The organism is Billgrantia hypersalina (assembly GCF_052584175.1).
Window position 1 is genome coordinate 44,150 of the sequence record NZ_JBMIQI010000010.1, and the last position, 19,140, is coordinate 63,289.

Consider the following 19,140-nt stretch of genomic DNA (forward strand, 5'->3'; position numbering starts at 1 on the left):
TTCGCACCTCCAAAGGAGTTGAACGTGAATTTCCTTATGTGAAGCCGAAGCTTCGCGTGTCATACCGGTTAGCAACCTTTGCTCGATTTCGACCGGCATGTCCTACTCACCCTGACTGTTGCACCAGGTGGGCCAACACCTGCCAACTTTTATTAAATGGCATTATATTCAACTACTTATTCTATCTCCAGACTTCCCCCTGAGCGCACTGAGGGTCCACGAAAGGTGGTGATATCTGGCACATGGGTCTGTTATAGGCAGCCAAATCACGGCCGCTTTACGGCCTCGTAACAGGCGACGAACCCGACGGTCCGACAGACTTGAAAGCGGAACCCTAACGCGCAATACTTAGGAAACAGCGTTTTCAAACATAGAGCGGCCTAAACTTCAAGGCCTGCATGCCGATAGAAGAGGTACGGCACTGTTCGACAGTCACGAGACTGCGAAGGAAGATTGGTATGGTTCGCCCCTTATGCCTGCTTTTCGATTGTGACGGCACGCTGGTTGACAGCGAGCCCCTGCTGGCCGACGAAATGGCGGCCAGCCTGACCCGGCTGGGGCTGCCCTTCCAGGCCAGCGATTATGTCGGGGAGTTTCGTGGCAGCCGTTTCCGCAATATCGTGGCAGTGCTGGAGGGGCGTCATGGCAGCGTCGACCCGATGCACCTGGCCGCGACGGAGGCCGAGATGCGCAGCAATTTGAACCGTCGGCTCGAGACCGAGCTCTCGGCCATCACGGGAGCGCGCGAAGCCCTCATGGCATTGATCGATTACCCATGCGGCGTGGTTTCCAACGGCCCCGAGAACAAGATTCGTACCTCATTGAAAACTATCGGCTTTGCCGACTTCTTCGGCAGCCATCTCTATAGCGGCTATACCGCCAACTGCTGGAAACCCGACCCCCGTCTCTATCTGCATGCTGCGCAGGCGATGGGCTTCGATCCCGAGGACTGTATTGCCGTCGACGATGCCCTGGTGGGTGTGAAAGCCGCGCTGGATGCCAGCATGACGGTCATTCACCTGAACCGCTTTCCCGATGCCGAGGAGACCCCCGAGGGGGCGATCATGATCAGTAGCATGTATCAATTGCCCACGGTGATCGAAAACCTGGCTCATGCCCGAGCCAGGGAGAACCGCCAGGTCCTGTTCGGCCGCTGAGCCCGAGCGGCGGTAGGCAGAGCCTTCCGCGAGACGTTATCATTCCCTGCGCCGACTAACACGCCAGGAGCGCTTCATGGCTTCATTGCAGGACCAGCTGCGCGGCTTGGTCTATTCGACCGAACATGGCGACATCTGCCCGGACTGCCGCCAGCCGCAACGCGACTGCCGCTGTGCCGAGTTGGCCGAGCAGGACCGCCTCGCTGCGCTCGACGGCATCGTACGGATACGCCGTGAGACCAGTGGGCGCAAGGGTAAGGGAGTGACCACCATCAGCGGCGTTCCCTTGCCCGCCGCAGAACTGAAGGCGCTGGCAAAGACGCTGAAGAAGCGCTGCGGAACCGGTGGCTCGATAAACAGCGAGGGCGTCATCGAGATCCAGGGTGATCATCGGGAACTGCTCAAGGCCGAGCTCGAGCGACTCGGCTACACCGTCAAGCTGTCAGGCGGCTGAACGAGGAGAAGTCATGCGACCGAGACGACTCGGCATCGGCATGCTGGGACTGCTGGTCCTGGCCGGCTGTGCCGGCACACCTGAATTCACGGAACTCAACGCTCGGGTCGAGCCCCCTGCGGGACTTCAGCCCAGTGCGGACGCCGAGCTCCAGGTACAGTTGCGCGACGCCGACGGCCCCTTGGCGGAAACCCGTGCCACCCCGAGCGGAAGCGGGCCTTGGCCGGTTACGCTGCGCATCGACCAGCGCACCCTGGAAACGGCTCGCTCTCCTCAGCTGTCGGCCGAGCTGCGCCAGCAGGGCACTTTGACCCATGCCTCGCCGGAGCCGGTCGCAATGCCGACCGAGGAAGGGTCTCCCGTCAGCCTGCCGCTCGTCCCACGTCAGTGAATCCAGCAGCCACCGCTGCGAGCACCTCCCCTATCGGCGCCTCGAGCTTGAGCGCATAGAGCGCATCGGCGCGTGTGCGTCCCAGGTTGAGACAGGCGATCGGCTTGCCGCTGGCGTCGGCCTGGCGCGCGAATCGGAAGCCGGAATAGACCATCAGGGAGCTTCCTACCACCAGCAGCGCTTCCGCCTCGTCGACCAGGGCCCGCGCCCGTGAAACCCGATCCCGTGGCACGCTGTCGCCGAAGAACACCACGTCCGGCTTCCAGATCCCCTCGCCGCAACGGCAACAGCCGGGGACCACGAACGAAGAGAAGTCGGTTTCGAGGTCGGCGTCACCATCGGGACGCACCTCGGCTTCCGTATCCCCCCACTCGGGATTGCGCTCGGCCAGTTCCGCATGCAGGTCATGGCGCATGCGCAGGGCGCCACACGCCATGCAGCGTACCTGCTCGGCGCGGCCGTGCAGGTCGATCACGCGCCGTGAGCCGGCCTTCTGGTGCAGCCCATCGACATTCTGTGTGACGATGCCATGGACGACGCCGGCCTGCTCCAACCTCGCCAGGGCGCGATGCGCATCGCCGGGTCGCGCCCCGTGCAGGGCACGGAACCCCACCAGGGCGCGCGCCCAATAACGCTGCCTGGCGGCGTGACTGGACATGAATTGCTGATGCTGCATGGGCGGGGCGCTCTTCCAGGCCCCCGTGGCATCGCGGTAATCGGGAATGCCGCTATCGGTGCTGACACCCGCCCCGGTGAGCACGGCCAGGCGTGGATGGCACCTCAGAAAATCACGCAATCGCTCGGCCGCTTCTGTCACGGCTGGCTGTCGTGTATCGTTCATCGTCTATCCGTCATGCTGCGGTGCACGTGACCGTTGAAGATGGCCCTAGGCGCCTCGGTTTGTCTAGAATGTACTGCTTATGTGACGCTTACCGGCAAGGACGGACCCCATGGCCTGGCTGGAGTACCTGCTACCCCTCATCTTCCTGTTCCCGCTGGGGGCCATGGCCGTCATCGTCATTGCCTTGCGCAACCTGCATGACGCCCGGGTTCGCTCACCGTTCAACGCCCGCCATCTGCGCGAACCCGGCCAGGCCCTGCGCAATCGGCTCGACCGGGCCTTCGCCACGCTGTTCCTCAACGGCGCCTTGGGCCCCATCCTGACCTTGGCACCGCTGGTCTACGGAATGGGCCGCATGCTCTTCGCCAGCCGTCAGAACTGGCTCGAGTGGGCACTCTACGGCGCGCTAAGCACGGTACTGGTGCTGGTTTACTGCTTCCTGCTGATTCGCGATTTCCAGCACATCCGTCGCATCAAGCTGGGGCTCGCTTGCGAGCTGGCCGTGGGCCAGGAGCTGGAGCGCATGGTGCGCCCCGAGGCCCATCCCTACTATGTCTTTCACGATGTGCCGACCGACACCGATATCATCGACCACGTGGCCGTCACGCCCCATGGCGTCTTCGCGGTTGAGACACGCGCCAGGACATGGCCGTTCACTGCGGATGGACGCGAGATCAACATCGTCACCGTCGAGCCGGAGCGATTGCGCTTCCCCGGCTGGAGCGAACATCGCCCGCTGACCAAGACCCTGCGCGCCACACGCTGGCTGGCCGCCTGGCTGGAGCAGCGCTGCGGCCAGCCGGTGCCGGTCATGGGCGTGCTCGCCCTGCCCGGCTGGGACATCACCTGTGCCGGCACGCCGGAGGGCCTGATGGTCGTCAGCGGCGAATCCCTTTCGCAGCAGCTCAGCGAGCGCCGCCTAGGCGACCTGGGCGACACCCTGCATGACGAGGTGATCTCGGCGTTGATCGATCGTGCCGCGGAGCTGGACAGGAATCCGACGCTGAGCGAACCCTCGATCTGAACGCCCTTCAGTCGAAGGCGGCGATATGGAGCCGAGTGGCGCAGCGTCCGCGATCCTGGGGCACCAGAGTGTCGCGGGCCGGGAAATCATCCAGGCGCTGTGAGTCGATACCGATGCGCACCTCCGTCAGGATACGATTGCCGCGCCCACGGCATTCCAGGCGCAACGCACGGCCAGTACCTTCACCGAAGGCGGCCTCGAACGCCGCGATCACGTCGTTGCGATTGACCTCCCCGCCTTGGTTGAGTGTCACGAAGGCGCCAAAAGCGCTCGCGTTGACGATTTCCAGCAGTGTCACCGAAGCGGCGAAGTAATCCTCTTCAGGCAATTCCAGGCAGGCCGCATGCTTGGCATATTGATAGCGGTCGAGGCAACTGGCCCGCCCCGGCATGGCCTCATCCAGGCTGTCGGCCAAGGTTTCCTCCAGGCCGAGGGGCGGATGGGCACGACAGAAGCTGCCGTCGGCCCGCGGTCGCTCGAGAAAGCACCCCTTCTGCCACCAGCGCCGGCGGTCGACGCCTTGCTCGGCGAAGCGCTCCGGGAGCGAAGGCCACAGACCGTGCAGCACGAAGCCTTGCCCGGCCCCTTCCCGCAGCGACGGTTCGCGGCACTCCCGCGGCGGTTGGCGCTGCGAGTCACAAAAACCCGGATGCCAGGTCAGGGCCAGGGTAAAGTGATCGAAGCCCTCGGCCTCCAGCCGTTCCAAGGCCGTATCGGCGGGTGCCGTGGAGGTCATCACCAGCAGTGCCAGCGTACCCCAGAAGCCTCGAAGCCACGCGCTCATCCCTTCAGTCCCCCCTGAGGCGGCCGCCCATTTCCTGGGCCAGGTCCACGGCGTAGTGATCGGTCATGCCACCAATAAAGTCGAGCATGCGCCGGTAGCTGTCGTAGAGCGGCCAGGAGGGGCGCGGGGTATTCTCCCCGATGAGCGCCAGCACCCGCTGGTGCTTGAAGCTGGCCTGGCCGGTGTAGTGCAGCTCGTGGGCGGCACCGATGAAGGCCTCGAGCAGGATGCCGAGCGTGGTGTAGGCGCCGATCTCCAGCTTGGCCTTGCGCTCGTTCTGGAAGATGCGTTCGCGGGCCAGCTGCTTGGCCGCCGCCACGCCCCAGCCCAGGTCGGGGTGGCAGAGTTCGAGCAGATCGGAGGTCAAGGTGCCGTTGAGTAGCGCGCTCTCGTGCTCGACGAACACGGCTCCCACGTCGTTGACCGCACGCTCCATGGCGGCGCCACGCAGTGCGGCGATACGGCGGCGCTGCGAAACGCCGTCGCGGGCCATGCGAGGATAGTCGGGCGGGGCGTCGCCGGCGATCTGCAGCAGCACGTCGGCCACCTCCTCGAAGCGCAGGATGCCCATCTCCAGGCCGTCCTCGAGATCCAGCAGCGCATAGCAGATGTCGTCGGCCGCTTCGACCAGCCAGGCCAACGGATGCCGGCACCAGCGCCCTTCTCCACGCGGCAATAGCCCCAGGCAACGGGTCACGTCCTCGAGCATCGGCCGCTCCGACTGGTAGCAGCCGAACTTGCCGGCACCGCCCCCGTGCTCCACGGTCCAGGGGTACTTGAGCAGGGTACCCAGGGTCGCCGCGGTCAGGCGCATGCCACCGCGAAACTGGTTGTATTCGATCTGGGTGACGATGCGAAAGCCCTGGGCGTTGCCCTCGTAGGTGAGCAGGTCGGCCCGCTCGCGCTCGGTCAGCCCTTCGAGCAGCCCGCTGCCATCACGTTCGGCGCGCTTGAACCAGTCGCGGATAGCGTATTCGCCGGCATGGCCGAAGGGGGGGTTGCCGATGTCGTGCCCGAGGCAGGCCGCCTGGACGATCACGCCAAGATCGGCGGGGGTGATCCAGCTCGGCAGCCGCTCGCGCAGCAGCTCGCCGACGATCATCCCCAGGCTGCGTCCCACGCAGCCCACCTCCAGGGAGTGGGTCAGGCGCGTGTGGATGTGATCGTTGTCGGTCAGGGGGTGTACTTGGGTCTTGCGCCCCAAGCGCCGAAACGAGCCGGAGAAGACGATGCGGTCGTGATCCTTGTGAAACGGACTACGGCCGATCTCGTCGCGGCCGCTGGTGGGTTTTCCGTGCAGCCGCGAAGGGTCGAGCAATTGCGGCCAGTGCATCTGCGTCATGGGCATCCTCCTGAAGGCTCCATTCTGGCACTGCCAGGGAGGCGTGACCATCGTCGCCAATACCGCTTCGCTTGTCGCCACCGGGGAAGGGTGCCTAACTTGTCAGGGTACCCTTCCCTTCAGGAGGGAAGCCACCCGATCGCAAGGAGGCAGACATGGCAGACAAACCCGACGCAACCCGGCCCGAGCAGCCGGGCGATGAGGCGCCCCCCGGGACTCCCGGCACTGGGCAGAACGTATGCCCCAAGTGCAAGGGCGACGGCAAGATCGAGAACCGCACCTGCCCCGAGTGTGGCGGCTCCGGTTATGTCGTCGAGGGGATCGGCGGGGGCTGAAAAAGGCCGAACCCACAAAAAGGCCGAACCCATGACGGGTTCGGCCTTTTTGCTTTGCGCGTTTACTGCGCGACTCGCCTGCCTCAGTAATCGTAGTCGCTACCCTTGCGGTAGCCGCCGGTATCGACATGGCGCGGCGAAGAGGCCTGTAGCCGCGGGCCCGGTGAGCGCGCCGGCGAAGGCAGGGCCGCGGGGCGCGAGGATAGCCCGCCGCTGCGCGCCGCGGCACCACGGGCCTGCTCCAAGCCCTGTGGGAAACCGCTGCGTCCGCTGTAGTCGGGCGTACGCCCGCCCTGGTAGGCATGACGCCGGGTCTGCGCCTGGGCGCAGTAGAGGCTCGCCGCGGTACTCGCCCCCACCGCCACGAGCGCCAGCTTGACGTTGCTGCGCTTGGGGTGATCGCGGTCGGTCAGCAGCGCCAGCAGCGCAGCAAGGTCCATGACGTCGCCAGCACTGCGCGCCCAGAGGGCCTGCTTCGGATTGACGGTCAGAGCACCGATGCCCGTGACAAGGCCACGCGCCCCGCAGGTGCGCACGATGGCCTCCGCGCCTTCGACACCCAGCGCTCGCGTCACGCTGCGCGGCGCCAGCAGCTGGTAGAGCCCCAGCCCGATGCCCAGCCAGCCGAGCCCCCGCGCCAACCTGTCGCTGGGTTGTAGGGAATGGCTACGATCGAGATTCATGTTCACCTCCTTGTCCGTTCACGCTTGTCCGCTCGCAGCCGCTCAGGGCTTGAGCACGACCTTCACGCAGCCGTCCTGCTTGTCGCGGAAGGTGTTGTACATGTCGGGCCCTTGATCCAGCCCAGCGCTGTGCGTCACCACGAAGGAGGGATCGATCTGCCCTTCTTCGATCAGGCCCAGCAGGTCATCGGTCCAGCGCTTGACGTGGGTCTGGCCGGTGCGCATGGTCAGTGCCTTGTTCATCAGCGGACCCATGGGCACCTTGTCGATCAGGCCGCCGTAGACGCCGGGAATCGACAGAATTCCGCCCGGGCGGCAGACGTAGATCATTTCACGCAGCACGTGGGCACGATCGTTTTCCAGCATCATGGCCTGCTTGAAGCGGTCGTAGACCGAATCGATGGAGCGCGGCACGTGGGACTCCAGCCCCACCGCGTCGATGCACTTCTCGGGGCCCTTGCCCTGGGTCAGCTCCTGCAGGCGGTCGAGCACGCTCTCCTCGTCGAAATTGATCGCGATCGCCCCGCCGGCCTCGGCCATGGCCAAGCGCTCGGGTACGTTGTCGATGATCACCACCTGCTCGGCGCCCAGCAGCACGGCACTGCGCACGCAGAACTGGCCGACGGGGCCCGCGCCCCATATGGCCACCGTGTCGGTCGGCTCGATGCCGCACTGCACCGCCGCCTGCCAGCCCGTGGGAAAGATGTCGCCGAGGAACAGCACCTGCTCGTCGGTCAAGCTATCGGGTACCTTGACGTGGGTCTGATCGGCAAACGGTACCCGTACGTACTCCGCCTGGCCGCCGGCATAGCCGCCGGTAAGGTGCGAGTAGCCGAACAGCCCGGCACCGGCATGGCCGAAGACCTTATCGGCCAGCGCCTTGTTGCGATTGGAGCGCTCGCAGAGGGAAAAATTGCCGCGACGACACTGCTCGCACTCGCCGCAGGTGATGGTGAAGGGCACCACGACGCGATCGCCGACCTTGAGATCCCGCGTCTCGGAGCCGACCTCCATGACCTCGCCCATGAACTCATGACCCACCACATCGCCCGATTCCATGGCGGGAATGAAGTGATGGAACAGGTGGAGGTCGGAGCCGCAGATGGCGCAGCTGCTGACGTTGATGATGGCGTCGCGGGGATGTTCGATCTGCGGGTCGGGAACCGTTTCGTAACGGATATCGTTCTTGCCGTGCCAACACAGCGCTTTCATGGACTCTCTCCCTGTCTGTCAGCGAAAGCGAATGACCTTCACTCACCATAGTGCAGCCACGGCCGGCCGCAGGTAAGCGAGTTTGGTGGCTCGGTTACTGACCTTTTCCCGCAGGTCAACCCAGGGGCGTCACGTTCAGCCCCGCCACCAGCCCTTCGAGAGCATGTCGCCCCGCTATCGAGTTGCCGTAGCCGTCGAGCCGCGGCGACCAGACGCAGATGCTCATGCGCCGGGGCAAGACGGCGACGATGCCCCCGCCGACGCCGCTCTTGCCCGGTAATCCCACACGCCAGGCGAAATCGCCCGCGGCGTCGTAGAGCCCGCAAGTCAGCAGCAGCGCATTGAGCTGGCGCGTCTGAACCGGTGACAGCACCGGCCGGCCATCGAACGGACTGATGCCGTGGTTGGCCAGGAAGGCGAAGCTCTTCGCCAGCTCCACGCAGCTCATCGACAGCGCACAGCCATGGAAATAGACATCCAGCACGACTTCCACGTCGTTGTGGATGTTGCCGTAGGCCTGCATCAGGTAGGCGAGGGCTGCATTGTGCGCCTTGTGGTCCATCTCCGAGCGTGCCACGGTCTCGTCAAACTCGACGTCCGGCGTGGCACTCACATACCTGACATGCTCGAGCAGGGTCTGCTGGGGCAGGAACAGGTCCGAGACCAGCATATCCGTGACCATCAGGGCGCCGGCGTTGATGAAGGGATTGCGCGGTACGCCCTTCTCCACTTCGAGCTGGACGATGGAATTGAAGGCTTGACCGGAAGGCTCGCGGCCCACCCGGTGCCAGATCGCCTCGGGTGCAAGGCGCTGCATGGCCAGCACCAGTGCGTGCGCCTTGGAGATCGACTGGATCGAGAAGCGCGTCTCGGCGCTACCGGCGTACTGCACGCTGCCGTCGGTATGGCATACGGCAATGCCGAAGCGGTCGGGTTCGACCTCGGCCAGCGCCGGGATATAGCTGGCCACCCGGCCCTCGCCGAAGCAGCGTGGCGCATCGGCGGCCAGGCGCTCGAGCAGGGCCTGCAGAGTGTCGCGTGAGATGGGTTGGGGCGTATCGATATCGAGCACGGGGCCTCGCGGTACTGGGGCATGTATCGCTCAGTCTAGGCAAGCCGGGCCAGGTCCGCGCAAAGGTCGAGGTCGAGTTCGAGCCCGTCCCGGGCCAGCGCCACGTGGGGCGGCAGCGCCAGGTGCACCCTCATGTGCTCGGCATCCACGGCATGGCTCAGGTGCGTCAGCCATGCCCGGCGCGGCGCCAGCCGCTCGATGATCTCCAATGCCATCGCCACGCTGTTGTGATTGCGCGGCTCGGCGTGACTGGCCGGGTGAGTAGCATCGAGCACTACCGCATCGGGCTGCCAGCCCCGCAGGAACCGCTCGGTCTCGGCCGGCAGGCCGCAAGTGTCGGTGAGGTAGGCCAGCCGCGCCCCGCCGTCGTCCAGGCAGTAACCGAGCGTCGGCTTGCTGTGAATGAGCGGCACCGGTATGACCTCGCACCCTTCCAGTCGCAGGGGGCGAAACGGCTTGAGCCCGGGCTGGAAGGCAAGCACGCCGGCATGCTTGTAGAGGTCGGCACAGCCCTGGGCATCCTTGGGCCCGTAGACCGGGATCGGCTCGCCGATACCCCAGCGCAGATGGAACAGCCCCTGGACGTGGTCGGCATGGTAATGCGTAAGCAGGATGGCTTCAGGGCGCTTCCGCTCGCAGCTCTCGGCCAGGTCCGTGCGCCCGGCGTCGAGCAGGTAGCGCTGGCCATCCACGCTCACTTCGGCGCAGCAGGGCCCGCGTCGATGGCAGCTCAGCACCCGGGCCCGCTCGCATGCCGCGCAGTGACAGCCGAAGCACGGCACCTGAGCGCTGTCACCGGTACCGACGAAGCGCAGCTTCATGAGACGCACTCCCCGGCGAGCCAAGCGTCAAGCGCCGCCACGGTTGCTGCCAAGGCACCGCTGTTATCGAGCCGATGCACCTCGGGGCAGGCATGGCTCAGGCGCCGATGGCGCGCCAACCGCGCCTCGATCTCGGTGGGGTTCTCGCGGCCACGGGCCGCCAGGCGTTCCCGCAGCGCCTCGGGGCGCGCCGTGACCAGCACCGGCCGCAGCCGTTCGCCGAAGCGCGTCTCGGCCAGCGCCAGCGCATCCCGGCTGCCATTGACCAATACCGTCAGGCCCCGCTCGAGCCAGGCCTCCACCTCGAGCCCCAGGGCGTACTCCAGCCCATGGGCCCGCCAGTCGAGACAGAACAGCCCCGCCTGGCGACGCCAGGCGAACTCTTCGCGGCTCAAGCTCACGCAGTCCTCGCTGTCGCCGCTCGTCCGGGTGATATAGCGGTGCGCTACCGGCCACTGCGGATGCCGGCGCCGAGCGGCACGCAGCAGGCTGTCCTTGCCCACGCCGCTGGCACCCATCACGTACACCAACCGACCCGCCTCGACAGTGGCCATCAGTGCACCTGCCTGCCGGCCGACCAGACCCGCTCGACCAGCGGATGGTCGTCGCACAGCCGCACCCGAATCAGGTCGGCGCGCAGCCCGGGGGCGAGGCGGCCGCGGTCGGTGAGCCCCACCGCCTCGGCGGGCAGCCGCGTGGCCGTGGCCACGGCCCGCGGTAACGCGTAGCCATCTTCCATGCGCGCGATGCGGAACACGGCATCGAGCAGCGCCGAAGGATAGTAATCGGAAGAGAGCACATCCAGCACCCCTCGCTCGACCAGCTCGGCGGCGGCAATGTTGCCGGAATGCGAGCCGCCGCGTACTACGTTGGGCGCGCCCATCATGACCGCCATGCCGGCGCGGTGCGAGGCCTCGGCCGCCTCGAGGGTGGTCGGAAACTCGGCGACGCGGGTGCCGTACTCGCGGCTCTCGGCGACGTGTTCCAGTGTGGCGTCGTCGTGGCTGGCCAGCGCCAGCCCGCGGGCCTGGCACTCGGCGGCGATGGCACGCCGGTGCTGGGCGCTGTGGCGGGCGCTGCTGGCCCGCTGCTGTGCGACGAACGTTTCCAGCTCGCTATCGCTCAGGCCGTACTTGCCCTGGTAGTAGGTACTGTAGGCCTCGTAAGAGACGAACTGACGCTGCCCCGGGGTATGGTCCATCAGCGACACCAGGCCCAGCCGCGGCAGGTCGGCGAGCTCGCGGAAGCGCGCAAGCGTTTCGGCCTGGCTGACCTCGCAGCGCAGGTGCAGGCGATGGTCGACCCGCGCGAGACCTGCATCGACGATGTCGTCGATCGCCCGACACATCTCGGCAAGTGCCTGATGACGCATGCTCTGCTTGTTGACGTCGCCGATGGCCACGGCATCGAATACCGTGGTGATGCCGCTCGACGCCATTTGCGCGTCGTGCGCCAGGGCCGCCTGGCGTGCCGGCCAGCTTACCTTGGGCCGCGGCTGGAAGTATTTCTCCATGTTGTCGGTGTGCAGCTCGACCAGACCCGGCAGCAGGTAGCTACCGTCGCAGTCGATGGCGGCGGGGTGGCGGCTCGGGGCGGTATCCAGTTCGGCAATCCGGCCGTCGCGGATCACCAGGCTGCCCGCCACGACCTCGTCGTCGAGCACCAGCCGGACGCGGGTGAGGATCTGTTCACTCATGGTCGTTCTCCTGGGAAAGCGGGCTTGCCTCGCTCCGGGCCGGATTGCCCATGAAGCGCTCGAGCGGCAGCAGGCGGTCGGCAACGCGATCGCGCACGTCCTCGTCGTGAAAGATGCCGAGCATGGCGGTACCGCGCGCCTTGGCCTCATGGATCAGCTCGACCACCACCGCACGGTTGGCGGCATCCAGTGAGGCGGTGGGCTCGTCGAGCAGCAGCAGCGGGTGTTCGCCGATGAAGCCGCGAGCAATGTTGACGCGCTGCTGCTCGCCCCCCGAGAAGGTGCCCGGCGGCAGCGACCAGAGGCGCTCGGGCAGGTTGAGCCGGGCCAGCAGCGTCTCGGCCCGAATGCGGGCGTCGGCGGCATCGGCGCCGCGCGCCAGCAGGGGCTCCATCACCACCTCGCAGGTCGAGACACGCGGCACCACCCGCAGGAACTGACTGACATAGCCGATCACATCACGGCGCAGGGCGTGCCAGGCGTGAGCCGGCAATTCGGTAAGTGACAGCGTTGCATCATCGAAATGCAGGCGAATGCAACCTTGGCCGGGCAGGTAGTTGCCGTAGAGAATCTTGAGCAGCGTGCTCTTGCCAATGCCGCTGGGGCCGGCCAGCACCAGGCATTCGCCACGGCGGAGTTCGAGCGAGAGGTCGCGCATGACCGAAAGCGCTAGCCCGCCTTGCCCATGCAGCACGAAGCCCTTGCCGAGGCCATCGACGGTGAGAATCGGGGTCATGGTCGTCTCCTCGGTCACGGGGTCAGCACCGACGACACCAGCAGCTGGGTGTAGGCATGCTGCGGGTCGTCGAGGATCTGGTCGGTGAGGCCGGCTTCCACCACCCGGCCACGGCGCATCACCAGCAGGCGGTGCGCGAGCAGGCGCGCCACGGCGAGGTCGTGGGTCACCAGTACCACCGAGAGCCCGAGCTGGCGTACCAGGGTGCGCAGCATGTCGAGCAGGCGTGCCTGCACCGAGACGTCGAGCCCGCCGGTGGGTTCGTCCATGAAGACCAGCCGCGGCCGGGTGACCAAGGTGCGAGCGATCTGCAGGCGCTGCTGCATGCCCCCGGAGAAGGTGCGCGGCGCGTCGTCGATGCGCGCGGGATCGAGCTCCACCTGGGTCATCCAATCCTGGCCGGCGGTGCGCAGCCGACCATAGTGGCGCTGGCCCAGCGCTATCAGCCGCTCACCCACGTTGGCCCCTGCCGAAACGCCCATGCGCAGGCCATCACGCGGATTCTGGTGCACCAGTCCCCACTCCAGGCGCAGCAGCGCGCGGCGTCGCGCCTCGCCGATGGCATAGAGGTCGGTCTCCTCGGCATCGCCTGGCCGGTGATAGACCACGCGCCCGGCATCCGGCGCCTCCAACCCGGCGAGCACCCGCAGCAGGGTCGACTTGCCGGAGCCGGACTCGCCTACGATGCCCAGCACCTCGCCGGCGTGCAGCCGAAAATCGATCGCCTCGCAGCCCTTGCCGGGGCCGTAGAGGCGGGTGACCTCCTGCACGTCGAGCAGGACGGGGCGTGCCAGGTCGGGGCAACGCAGCGTTCGTTGCAACTCGGGGCTGAGTGCTGGACCCGGGCAGCCGGGACCAGGAAGATCGAGACGGCTCATGCGCTCTCCTCGCGGCGGCGTTCGCAATAATCGGTATCGGAGCAGACGAACATGCGTCCGCCGGCATCGTCGGTGATCACCTCGTCGAGGAAGCTCTCGGCGCTGCCGCACATGGCGCAGCGTTCGTTCCAGCGCTGCACCTCGAAAGGGTGATCCTCGAAATCGAGACTCTCCACCCGGGTGTGGGGCGGGATGGCATAGAGCCGCTTTTCGCGACCGGCGCCAAACAGCATCAGCGCCGGGCTCATGTCGAGCTTGGGGTTGTCGAACTTGGGGATCGGCGAGGGATCCATCACGTAGCGGCCGTCGACCTTCACCGGATAGGCGTAGGTGGTGGCGATGTGGCCATGCCGGGCGATGTCCTCGTAGAGCTTGACGTGCATCACCCCGTACTCTTCCAGGGCATGCATCACGCGAGTCTCCTGCTCGCTGGGCTCGATGAAGCGCAGCGGTTCGGGAATCGGCACCTGGAAGACCAGGATCTGGCCCGGTTCGAGCGGCGTCTCGGGAATGCGATGACGGGTCTGGATCACGCTGGCGGCCGCCGTCGCCGTGGTGGTCTCGACCCCGGCAACGCGTTCGAAGAAGGCCCGGATGCTGACCGCGTTGGTGGTGTCGTCGGCGCCCTGGTCGATCACCTTGAGCACGTCGTCGGCGCCGAGGATGCTGGCGGTAAGCTGCATGCCGCCGGTACCCCAGCCGTAGGGCATGGGCATCTCGCGACCGCCGAAAGGCACCTGGTAGCCGGGAATGGCCACCGCCTTGAGCAGCGCGCGGCGAATCATGCGCTTGGTCTGTTCGTCGAGATAGGCGAAATTGTAACCGTTCATGGCGAATCCTCCGCTTGGGCGCCAGCACCCGTATCGCCCCTGCGGCGCTCGTGTTCACGGCGCAGGCGACGCAACAATTCGAGCTCCGACTGGAAATCGACGTAGTGAGGCAGCTTGAGGTGCGAGACGAAGCCCGAGGCCTCGACACTGTCGGCGTGTGCCAGCACAAACTCGGCCTGCTGGGCCGGGCCCTGGACCTCTTCGCCCAGTTCCTCGGCGCGCAGCGCACGGTCGACCAGCGCCATGGCCAGGGCCTTGCGCTCGCTATGGCCGAAGGCCAGGCCGTAGCCGCGCGTGAACTGCGGCGCCGCCTCGCGGGAACCGCCGAACTGGTTGATCATCTGGCACTCGCTGAGCGCTATCTCGCCGACGCACACCGCCTCGCCCCACTCCTCGACGAAGATCTCCACCTCCACCTGGCCCAGGCGGATCTCGCCGGCGAAAGGGTGGTTACGCCCGTAGCCGCGCTGGGTGGAGTAGCCCAGCGCCAGCAGGTAGCCCTCGTCGCCGCGCGCCAGCATCTGCAGCCGGGTGGCGCGGTCGACCGGGTAGTCGGGCGGATCGCGGGTGATGTCGCTGGGCTCGGCACCGTCGTCGCGCTCGCGCTCGATCAGCCCCTCGGCATCGAGCAGCTCGAGGATCTGGGGGCAGGCATCCAGCCCCTGCTCGGCACGCTCGGGCGCAGGCGTCTCGCCTTCGGCGAGCAGCATGAAATCGAGCAGACGGTGGGTGTAGTCGTAGGTCGGCCCCAGCACCTGGCCGCCGGGAATATCCTTGTAGGCGGCGCTGATGCGCCGTTCGATGCGCATGGCACCGGTGTCCAGCGGCTCGCTCACTGCCAGGCGCGGCAACGTGGTGCGATAGGCGCGCAGCAGGAACACCGCTTCGATCATGTCGCCGCTGGCCTGCTTGATGGCAAGTGCGGCGAGCTCCGGGTCGTAGAGCGAGGCCTCGGCCATGACGCGGTCGACGGCCAGGCGCAGCTGCTCCCGGATCTGGTCCACCTCCAGCTCGGCGCGCTCGTGGTCGCCGCGTCGACGGTCGGCCAGCAGACGATGGGCGTTGGCGATGGCGCGCTCGCCCCCCTTGACGGCTACGTACATCAGGCGACCTCCTCGAGACGGGTGGTACGCGGCAGCGCGGCGAGTCGCCCGTCGCAGGCGAGGATGGCATCGAGGCCGCGTGGAAAACTCTCTCGATTGGCGGTGAGTCGCCGCATCAGCGGGCGAGCGCTCTCCCCCACGTTCAGGGTCCGCTGGTTCGGGATTCCCGGCCCGCTGAGCCGCCAGCTGCCGCCTGCGCCGTCACCGGTGCCGAGGGTGTCGAGCGCGACCAGAAGCGTGGTGCTGCGGTCGGGATACTCGTCGCTGCCCTGTGCAAAATCGGGTCCGTCGCGCAGCGCGGCCGGCGTGACCAGGGCGAAGTCGGCCTGCTCCGGCGCGGCCACCAGGCGGCAGCCGGTGTGGAAGGCCAGCGCCTCGCGCAGGGCGGCACTGTCCAGCGCCGGCGCGAGCCACACCCGGACGTCGAGATCGCATAGGGTCAGCAGCGTGCCCCATAGCGCGGTGCCGATCTCGCCTTCCGGGGGAGTCGGTGCCTCCAGGGTGTGTACCGTGCCAGGCTCGCTCATCGCCGCGAGTAGCTGGCGAAACAGCCGCTGGCTGTCATGGACGGGGTCGTTCAGGGTCGGCCAGGGCATGTTCATTCCCCTCTCACCAGGGTGAAGAAATCGACGCGGGTAGCGGCCGTCTCGCGTGCCGCCTCGGCACGCCGTGCCTCGAGGGCCTCCTCCAACGGCGCGATCAGTTCGCTGTCGATACGCCGGGCCCAGGCCTCGTATTGGGCGCAGGCGTCGACCAGTGCAATCAACTCGGCATGGCGATGGTCGCGCCCTCTCACCCAGCCGTGCCCGAGGGCACCGGCAGCGGGCGACTCGGCGTCGAGCGCGACGCTGGCCCGGGTCAGGGTCATCTCGCCGAGATTGAAGGCGCGACCGGTGCCGCCCATTCGTCCGCGCAGCATGGCCATGCCGGTCTCGGGGCCGCGAATGCAGCTATGGGCGACACGAATGCCGAGCGTGGCCCAGCGCGTCTCGATCTGCTCGCGGGGCGACAGCGCCAGCACGCGCTGACGTCGCGCCTGCGGCCTGCCCGGGTCGTGCAAGTGAGTCATGAGTGCACCTCGTCGGTGGAAGCGAAATCGATGTGGTAGGCGAAGCGGTCGGCACGGGCGCGGCTGATCGAGATTTCGACCAGGGTGCCGTCGCGGTCGACGTTATCGCTCGTCAACAACAGCAGCGGTGCGTTGAGCGGGCACTGGAGTTGCCGCGTATCGTCACGTGTGGCGCTGTCCGCCTCGATGCGCACGCGCCGCCGGCTGAGCTGCAAGCCGTAGTACTGGTCGAGCACGGCGCGGGTGGAGCCGCCGCGATAGCGCCGTTCCCAGCCCGGCACCCGCTCGGCGTCGAACCAGTGGCGCAGCAGCATCAGCGGCGCGCCGTCGACACGACGCAACGTGTCGACGCACAGCAGCGGTGCACCGGGACGCAGCCCAAAGCGCTGGGCAATGGCCTCGGGCGGCACCTGCAGCCCCTGCGCCAGGCAGGCGGTCTGGGTCGCGATGCCCAGGTTCGCCAGGTTATGGGTCACTTTGCTGGCGGCGTTGATGGCGTAATCGAGGCGCCGATCGACGACCTGGGTGCCACGCCCCTGGTGGCGGGTCACCATCCCGGCGGCCACCAGCTCGTCGAGAGCGCGACGTACGGTGTGGCGATTGACCCCGAAGCGTTGCGCCAATGCGGACTCCGCGGGCAGCAACTCGCCGGGGGTGTAGTCACTGCGGATCTCGCGCGCCAGGGTGTCGGCCATTTCGCGGTAGCGAGGCGGCCTGTCGAGCGGTTCCTTGACGAGTTGTCTAGACATGTCAGCTCCAGCAAATAAGCGCAGTGCCGAGGAAAGGGGCCGCTGGCGCGGCCGGCTTCCCTACTAGATGAAGCGCTTGCGTACGGTCTGGGAAGCCATGTCCAGCACGGTGACCGCAACGATGATGACCAGCATGATCGTGGCGGTTTCGGCGTACTGGAAACCGCGCATGGTTTCCCACAGCGCCACGCCGATGCCGCCGCCGCCGACCATGCCGAGCACGGTGGCCGAGCGAATGTTCGACTCGAAGCGGTAAAGGCTCACCGAAATCCATAGCGGTAGCACCTGGGGAATCAGGCCGAAGACGATCTCCTCGATGCGTCCGGCGCCGGTAACGCGGATACCTTCCATGGGGCCGGCCTCACTGGCCTCGACGGCCTCGGAGAAGAGCTTGGCGAGCACGCCGGTGGTGTGAACGAACAGCGCCAGGGTGCCGGCGAAGGGGCCGAGCCCAACGGCAACCACGAAGAGCATGGCGAAGACCAGCTCGTTGATGGCGCGACAGGCGTCCATGAGGCGACGCATGGGCTGGTAGACCCACCAGGGCACCAGGTTTTCGGACGACAACAGGCTGCAGGGAATGGCGCATACGATCGCCAGCAGTGTGCCCCAGATGGCGATCTGGATGGTCACCAGCATCTGATCGATGTACCGGCCCAGGTTGCCGTACGCCGGAGGGAAGAAGTCGGCGGCAAGCTCGGCCATGTTGCCGGCGTTGGCGACCAACGCGCCGGGATTCATCTCGGTGCCGTGCCAGGCCCAGGCCAGCACGCCCAGGGCGCCGGCCCAGCCGAGCAGGTTGATCCAGCTGCGCTTGGCCGGGGCATTGGCCAGCGTGGGAGTCGTTGCGGTCATGAAGATTCTCCGGAGAGGGGCCGTGCTGGCCCCTCGGCACTCGATTGGCGTCGCGGCATGCGGCCCGTTTACTGGGCCATGGCGGTGGTCAGGCCCGCCTCGTCTTCGGCCTGAGCGGCCTCGCGGGCCTTCAGTCGCTCGTCGAGGTCGTCGAGTTGAGCGTCGAGCTCGGCCAGTCGGCGCTCCTTGTCGGCGGCATCGAGGGAGTCGTCGGCGGCAAGCTGGGCACGCTGCTTGAACAGCTCGAGCTGGCGGATGGGCAGCAACTGATCGTTGTCGGAGGCTATCAGGCGCGCCCACTGCAGCGGCGCAATCTTCTCGCGCTGCTCTTCGGTCTCGCCGTAGCTCATGATGAAGTCACGCAGCCGGGTCTTCATCGATTCGGGCAGGTCCTCGCGCCATACCAGCGGGTCGGACGGGATCAGCGGCGACTGCCAGATCACCTTGAGCTGCTCGGCCTTGTCGGGGTGGGCAAGCTCCAGCCGCTCCATGCTTTCGGTATTGAAGGTCGCGACGTCCACCTGGCGGTTGGCCACCGACAGCGCATTGGTTTCGTGGTTGGAGTTGAGGGTACGCTTGAAGATCTCGCTGGCCTCGACGCCGTTCTGGGCGAAGACGTAGTAGCTCGGCACCAGGAAGCCGGAGGTGGAGTTGGGGTCGCCGTTGCCGAAGGTCAGCTCGGAGGCGTTGGCCAGCACATCCTCGACGCTCTCCAGGGGGCTATCCTTGTGCACGATGAGCAGGCTCCAGTAGCCCGGCTCCCCGTTGTCGGGCACGGTCTGGGCGAAGATCTCGCCACCGGCGCGATCCACCGCCTCCATGGCCGACTTGTTGCCGTACCAGGCGAGGTCGACCTTGTCGAAACGCATGGCCTGGATCACTGCGGCATAGTCGTTGGCGAAGAACGGCTCCACCTCGACACCGAGGCTCTCGGCCATGTCCTCGAGGAACGGGCGCCACAGCGGCTCCTGGTTCTGGCTGGCCTCGGTGGAAATGATGCCGAAGCGCAGGGTATCGATCTCTTCCTCGGCGGCGGCGAACTGGCTGCCGAGCAGGCCAAGGCCGGCGATCAGCGGTAGGGTGAGGCGACGAAGGGTCGGGGTCATGA

23 protein-coding genes are annotated in these 19,140 nt (G+C 66.7%); 5 read left to right on the top strand and 18 right to left on the bottom strand.

The window, feature by feature from the left end; translation table 11 throughout:
* Window positions 1-458 precede the first annotated feature (458 nt).
* The 3 genes from ACOJCM_RS06805 to ACOJCM_RS06815 all read left to right on the top strand — a co-directional run bounded on the left by ACOJCM_RS06805 (window position 459) and on the right by ACOJCM_RS06815 (window position 2,002).
* Window positions 459-1,157 carry an HAD family hydrolase gene (locus ACOJCM_RS06805; RefSeq protein WP_445211314.1) on the top strand — a complete coding sequence of 233 codons (699 nt, stop codon included), beginning with the start codon at window positions 459-461 and terminating at the stop codon, window positions 1,155-1,157.
* A gap of 76 nt (window positions 1,158-1,233) precedes the next feature.
* Complete coding sequence (locus tag ACOJCM_RS06810) at window positions 1,234-1,611, top strand: translation initiation factor Sui1 (RefSeq protein ID WP_445211315.1); 378 nt, start codon at window positions 1,234-1,236, stop codon at window positions 1,609-1,611.
* 13 nt (window positions 1,612-1,624) lie between these two features.
* Window positions 1,625-2,002 carry a YbaY family lipoprotein gene (locus tag ACOJCM_RS06815; RefSeq protein ID WP_445211316.1) on the top strand — a complete coding sequence of 126 codons (378 nt, stop codon included), beginning with the start codon at window positions 1,625-1,627 and terminating at the stop codon, window positions 2,000-2,002.
* Here the strand turns inward: ACOJCM_RS06815 and ACOJCM_RS06820 are convergent.
* A complete protein-coding gene (locus ACOJCM_RS06820; protein WP_445211317.1) occupies window positions 1,974-2,843 on the bottom strand; it encodes an NAD-dependent protein deacetylase in 870 nt (289 codons plus the stop codon). The two genes, ACOJCM_RS06815 and ACOJCM_RS06820, sit on opposite strands and share 29 nt — an antisense overlap.
* Before the next feature lie 109 nt (window positions 2,844-2,952).
* Between ACOJCM_RS06820 and ACOJCM_RS06825 the strand changes: the two genes are divergently transcribed.
* Window positions 2,953-3,867: a nuclease-related domain-containing protein gene (locus ACOJCM_RS06825; protein WP_445211318.1), complete on the top strand. Its 915-nt coding sequence runs from the start codon at window positions 2,953-2,955 to the stop codon at window positions 3,865-3,867.
* Window positions 3,868-3,874: 7 nt separating this feature from the next.
* Here ACOJCM_RS06825 and ACOJCM_RS06830 read toward each other — a convergent pair whose 3' ends face one another.
* Window positions 3,875-4,651, bottom strand: a complete 777-nt coding sequence (locus ACOJCM_RS06830; RefSeq protein WP_445211319.1) for a ribonuclease T2 family protein — start codon at window positions 4,649-4,651, stop codon at window positions 3,875-3,877.
* Between the two features lie 4 nt (window positions 4,652-4,655).
* The gene (locus ACOJCM_RS06835; protein WP_445211320.1) at window positions 4,656-5,993 is read right to left on the bottom strand and encodes a deoxyguanosinetriphosphate triphosphohydrolase; all 1,338 of its coding nucleotides are present in this window, start codon (window positions 5,991-5,993) and stop codon (window positions 4,656-4,658) included.
* Window positions 5,994-6,148: 155 nt separating this feature from the next.
* On the opposite strand from ACOJCM_RS06835, the gene ACOJCM_RS06840 reads away from it, so the two are divergent.
* The gene (locus tag ACOJCM_RS06840; protein WP_445211321.1) at window positions 6,149-6,328 is read left to right on the top strand and encodes a hypothetical protein; all 180 of its coding nucleotides are present in this window, start codon (window positions 6,149-6,151) and stop codon (window positions 6,326-6,328) included.
* A gap of 83 nt (window positions 6,329-6,411) precedes the next feature.
* Here ACOJCM_RS06840 and ACOJCM_RS06845 read toward each other — a convergent pair whose 3' ends face one another.
* The 15 genes from ACOJCM_RS06845 to phnD form a co-directional block, all read right to left on the bottom strand.
* Entirely contained in the window at window positions 6,412-7,011 is a 600-nt protein-coding gene (locus ACOJCM_RS06845) for a hypothetical protein (RefSeq protein ID WP_445211322.1), read from the bottom strand.
* Between the two features lie 42 nt (window positions 7,012-7,053).
* Window positions 7,054-8,223: a zinc-dependent alcohol dehydrogenase gene (locus ACOJCM_RS06850; protein ID WP_445211323.1), complete on the bottom strand. Its 1,170-nt coding sequence runs from the start codon at window positions 8,221-8,223 to the stop codon at window positions 7,054-7,056.
* Window positions 8,224-8,338: 115 nt separating this feature from the next.
* Window positions 8,339-9,295, bottom strand: coding sequence for a glutaminase B (gene glsB, locus ACOJCM_RS06855; protein ID WP_445211324.1), 957 nt, complete (start codon window positions 9,293-9,295; stop codon window positions 8,339-8,341).
* 35 nt (window positions 9,296-9,330) lie between these two features.
* Complete coding sequence (gene phnP, locus ACOJCM_RS06860; protein ID WP_445211325.1) at window positions 9,331-10,116, bottom strand: phosphonate metabolism protein PhnP; 786 nt, start codon at window positions 10,114-10,116, stop codon at window positions 9,331-9,333.
* Window positions 10,113-10,670 carry a phosphonate metabolism protein/1,5-bisphosphokinase (PRPP-forming) PhnN gene (gene phnN, locus ACOJCM_RS06865; protein WP_445211326.1) on the bottom strand — a complete coding sequence of 186 codons (558 nt, stop codon included), beginning with the start codon at window positions 10,668-10,670 and terminating at the stop codon, window positions 10,113-10,115. The genes phnP and phnN overlap by 4 nt, the downstream gene beginning before the upstream one ends.
* The gene (locus tag ACOJCM_RS06870) at window positions 10,670-11,812 is read right to left on the bottom strand and encodes an alpha-D-ribose 1-methylphosphonate 5-triphosphate diphosphatase (RefSeq protein ID WP_445211327.1); all 1,143 of its coding nucleotides are present in this window, start codon (window positions 11,810-11,812) and stop codon (window positions 10,670-10,672) included. The genes phnN and ACOJCM_RS06870 overlap by 1 nt, the downstream gene beginning before the upstream one ends.
* Window positions 11,805-12,548 (bottom strand): phosphonate C-P lyase system protein PhnL, encoded by a 744-nt coding sequence (phnL, locus tag ACOJCM_RS06875; protein WP_445211328.1) that lies wholly within the window; start codon window positions 12,546-12,548, stop codon window positions 11,805-11,807. Before phnL ends, ACOJCM_RS06870 begins: the two co-directional genes overlap by 8 nt.
* 14 nt (window positions 12,549-12,562) lie before the next feature.
* On the bottom strand, window positions 12,563-13,426 hold the full coding sequence (gene phnK, locus ACOJCM_RS06880) for a phosphonate C-P lyase system protein PhnK (RefSeq protein ID WP_445211329.1): 864 nt from the start codon (window positions 13,424-13,426) through the stop codon (window positions 12,563-12,565).
* The gene (locus ACOJCM_RS06885) at window positions 13,423-14,256 is read right to left on the bottom strand and encodes an alpha-D-ribose 1-methylphosphonate 5-phosphate C-P-lyase PhnJ (RefSeq protein ID WP_445211330.1); all 834 of its coding nucleotides are present in this window, start codon (window positions 14,254-14,256) and stop codon (window positions 13,423-13,425) included. Before ACOJCM_RS06885 ends, phnK begins: the two co-directional genes overlap by 4 nt.
* Window positions 14,253-15,359, bottom strand: a complete 1,107-nt coding sequence (locus ACOJCM_RS06890; RefSeq protein ID WP_445211331.1) for a carbon-phosphorus lyase complex subunit PhnI — start codon at window positions 15,357-15,359, stop codon at window positions 14,253-14,255. Before ACOJCM_RS06890 ends, ACOJCM_RS06885 begins: the two co-directional genes overlap by 4 nt.
* The gene (gene phnH, locus ACOJCM_RS06895; RefSeq protein ID WP_445211332.1) at window positions 15,359-15,955 is read right to left on the bottom strand and encodes a phosphonate C-P lyase system protein PhnH; all 597 of its coding nucleotides are present in this window, start codon (window positions 15,953-15,955) and stop codon (window positions 15,359-15,361) included. The genes ACOJCM_RS06890 and phnH overlap by 1 nt, the downstream gene beginning before the upstream one ends.
* A 2-nt stretch (window positions 15,956-15,957) precedes the next feature.
* The gene (gene phnG, locus ACOJCM_RS06900; RefSeq protein ID WP_445211333.1) at window positions 15,958-16,428 is read right to left on the bottom strand and encodes a phosphonate C-P lyase system protein PhnG; all 471 of its coding nucleotides are present in this window, start codon (window positions 16,426-16,428) and stop codon (window positions 15,958-15,960) included.
* Window positions 16,425-17,177 carry a phosphonate metabolism transcriptional regulator PhnF gene (gene phnF / locus ACOJCM_RS06905; protein WP_445211334.1) on the bottom strand — a complete coding sequence of 251 codons (753 nt, stop codon included), beginning with the start codon at window positions 17,175-17,177 and terminating at the stop codon, window positions 16,425-16,427. The genes phnG and phnF overlap by 4 nt, the downstream gene beginning before the upstream one ends.
* A 63-nt stretch (window positions 17,178-17,240) precedes the next feature.
* Window positions 17,241-18,032 carry a phosphonate ABC transporter, permease protein PhnE gene (phnE, locus tag ACOJCM_RS06910; RefSeq protein ID WP_445211335.1) on the bottom strand — a complete coding sequence of 264 codons (792 nt, stop codon included), beginning with the start codon at window positions 18,030-18,032 and terminating at the stop codon, window positions 17,241-17,243.
* Window positions 18,033-18,100: 68 nt separating this feature from the next.
* Window positions 18,101-19,138: a phosphonate ABC transporter substrate-binding protein gene (phnD, locus tag ACOJCM_RS06915; RefSeq protein WP_445211336.1), complete on the bottom strand. Its 1,038-nt coding sequence runs from the start codon at window positions 19,136-19,138 to the stop codon at window positions 18,101-18,103.
* Window positions 19,139-19,140 lie beyond the last annotated feature (2 nt).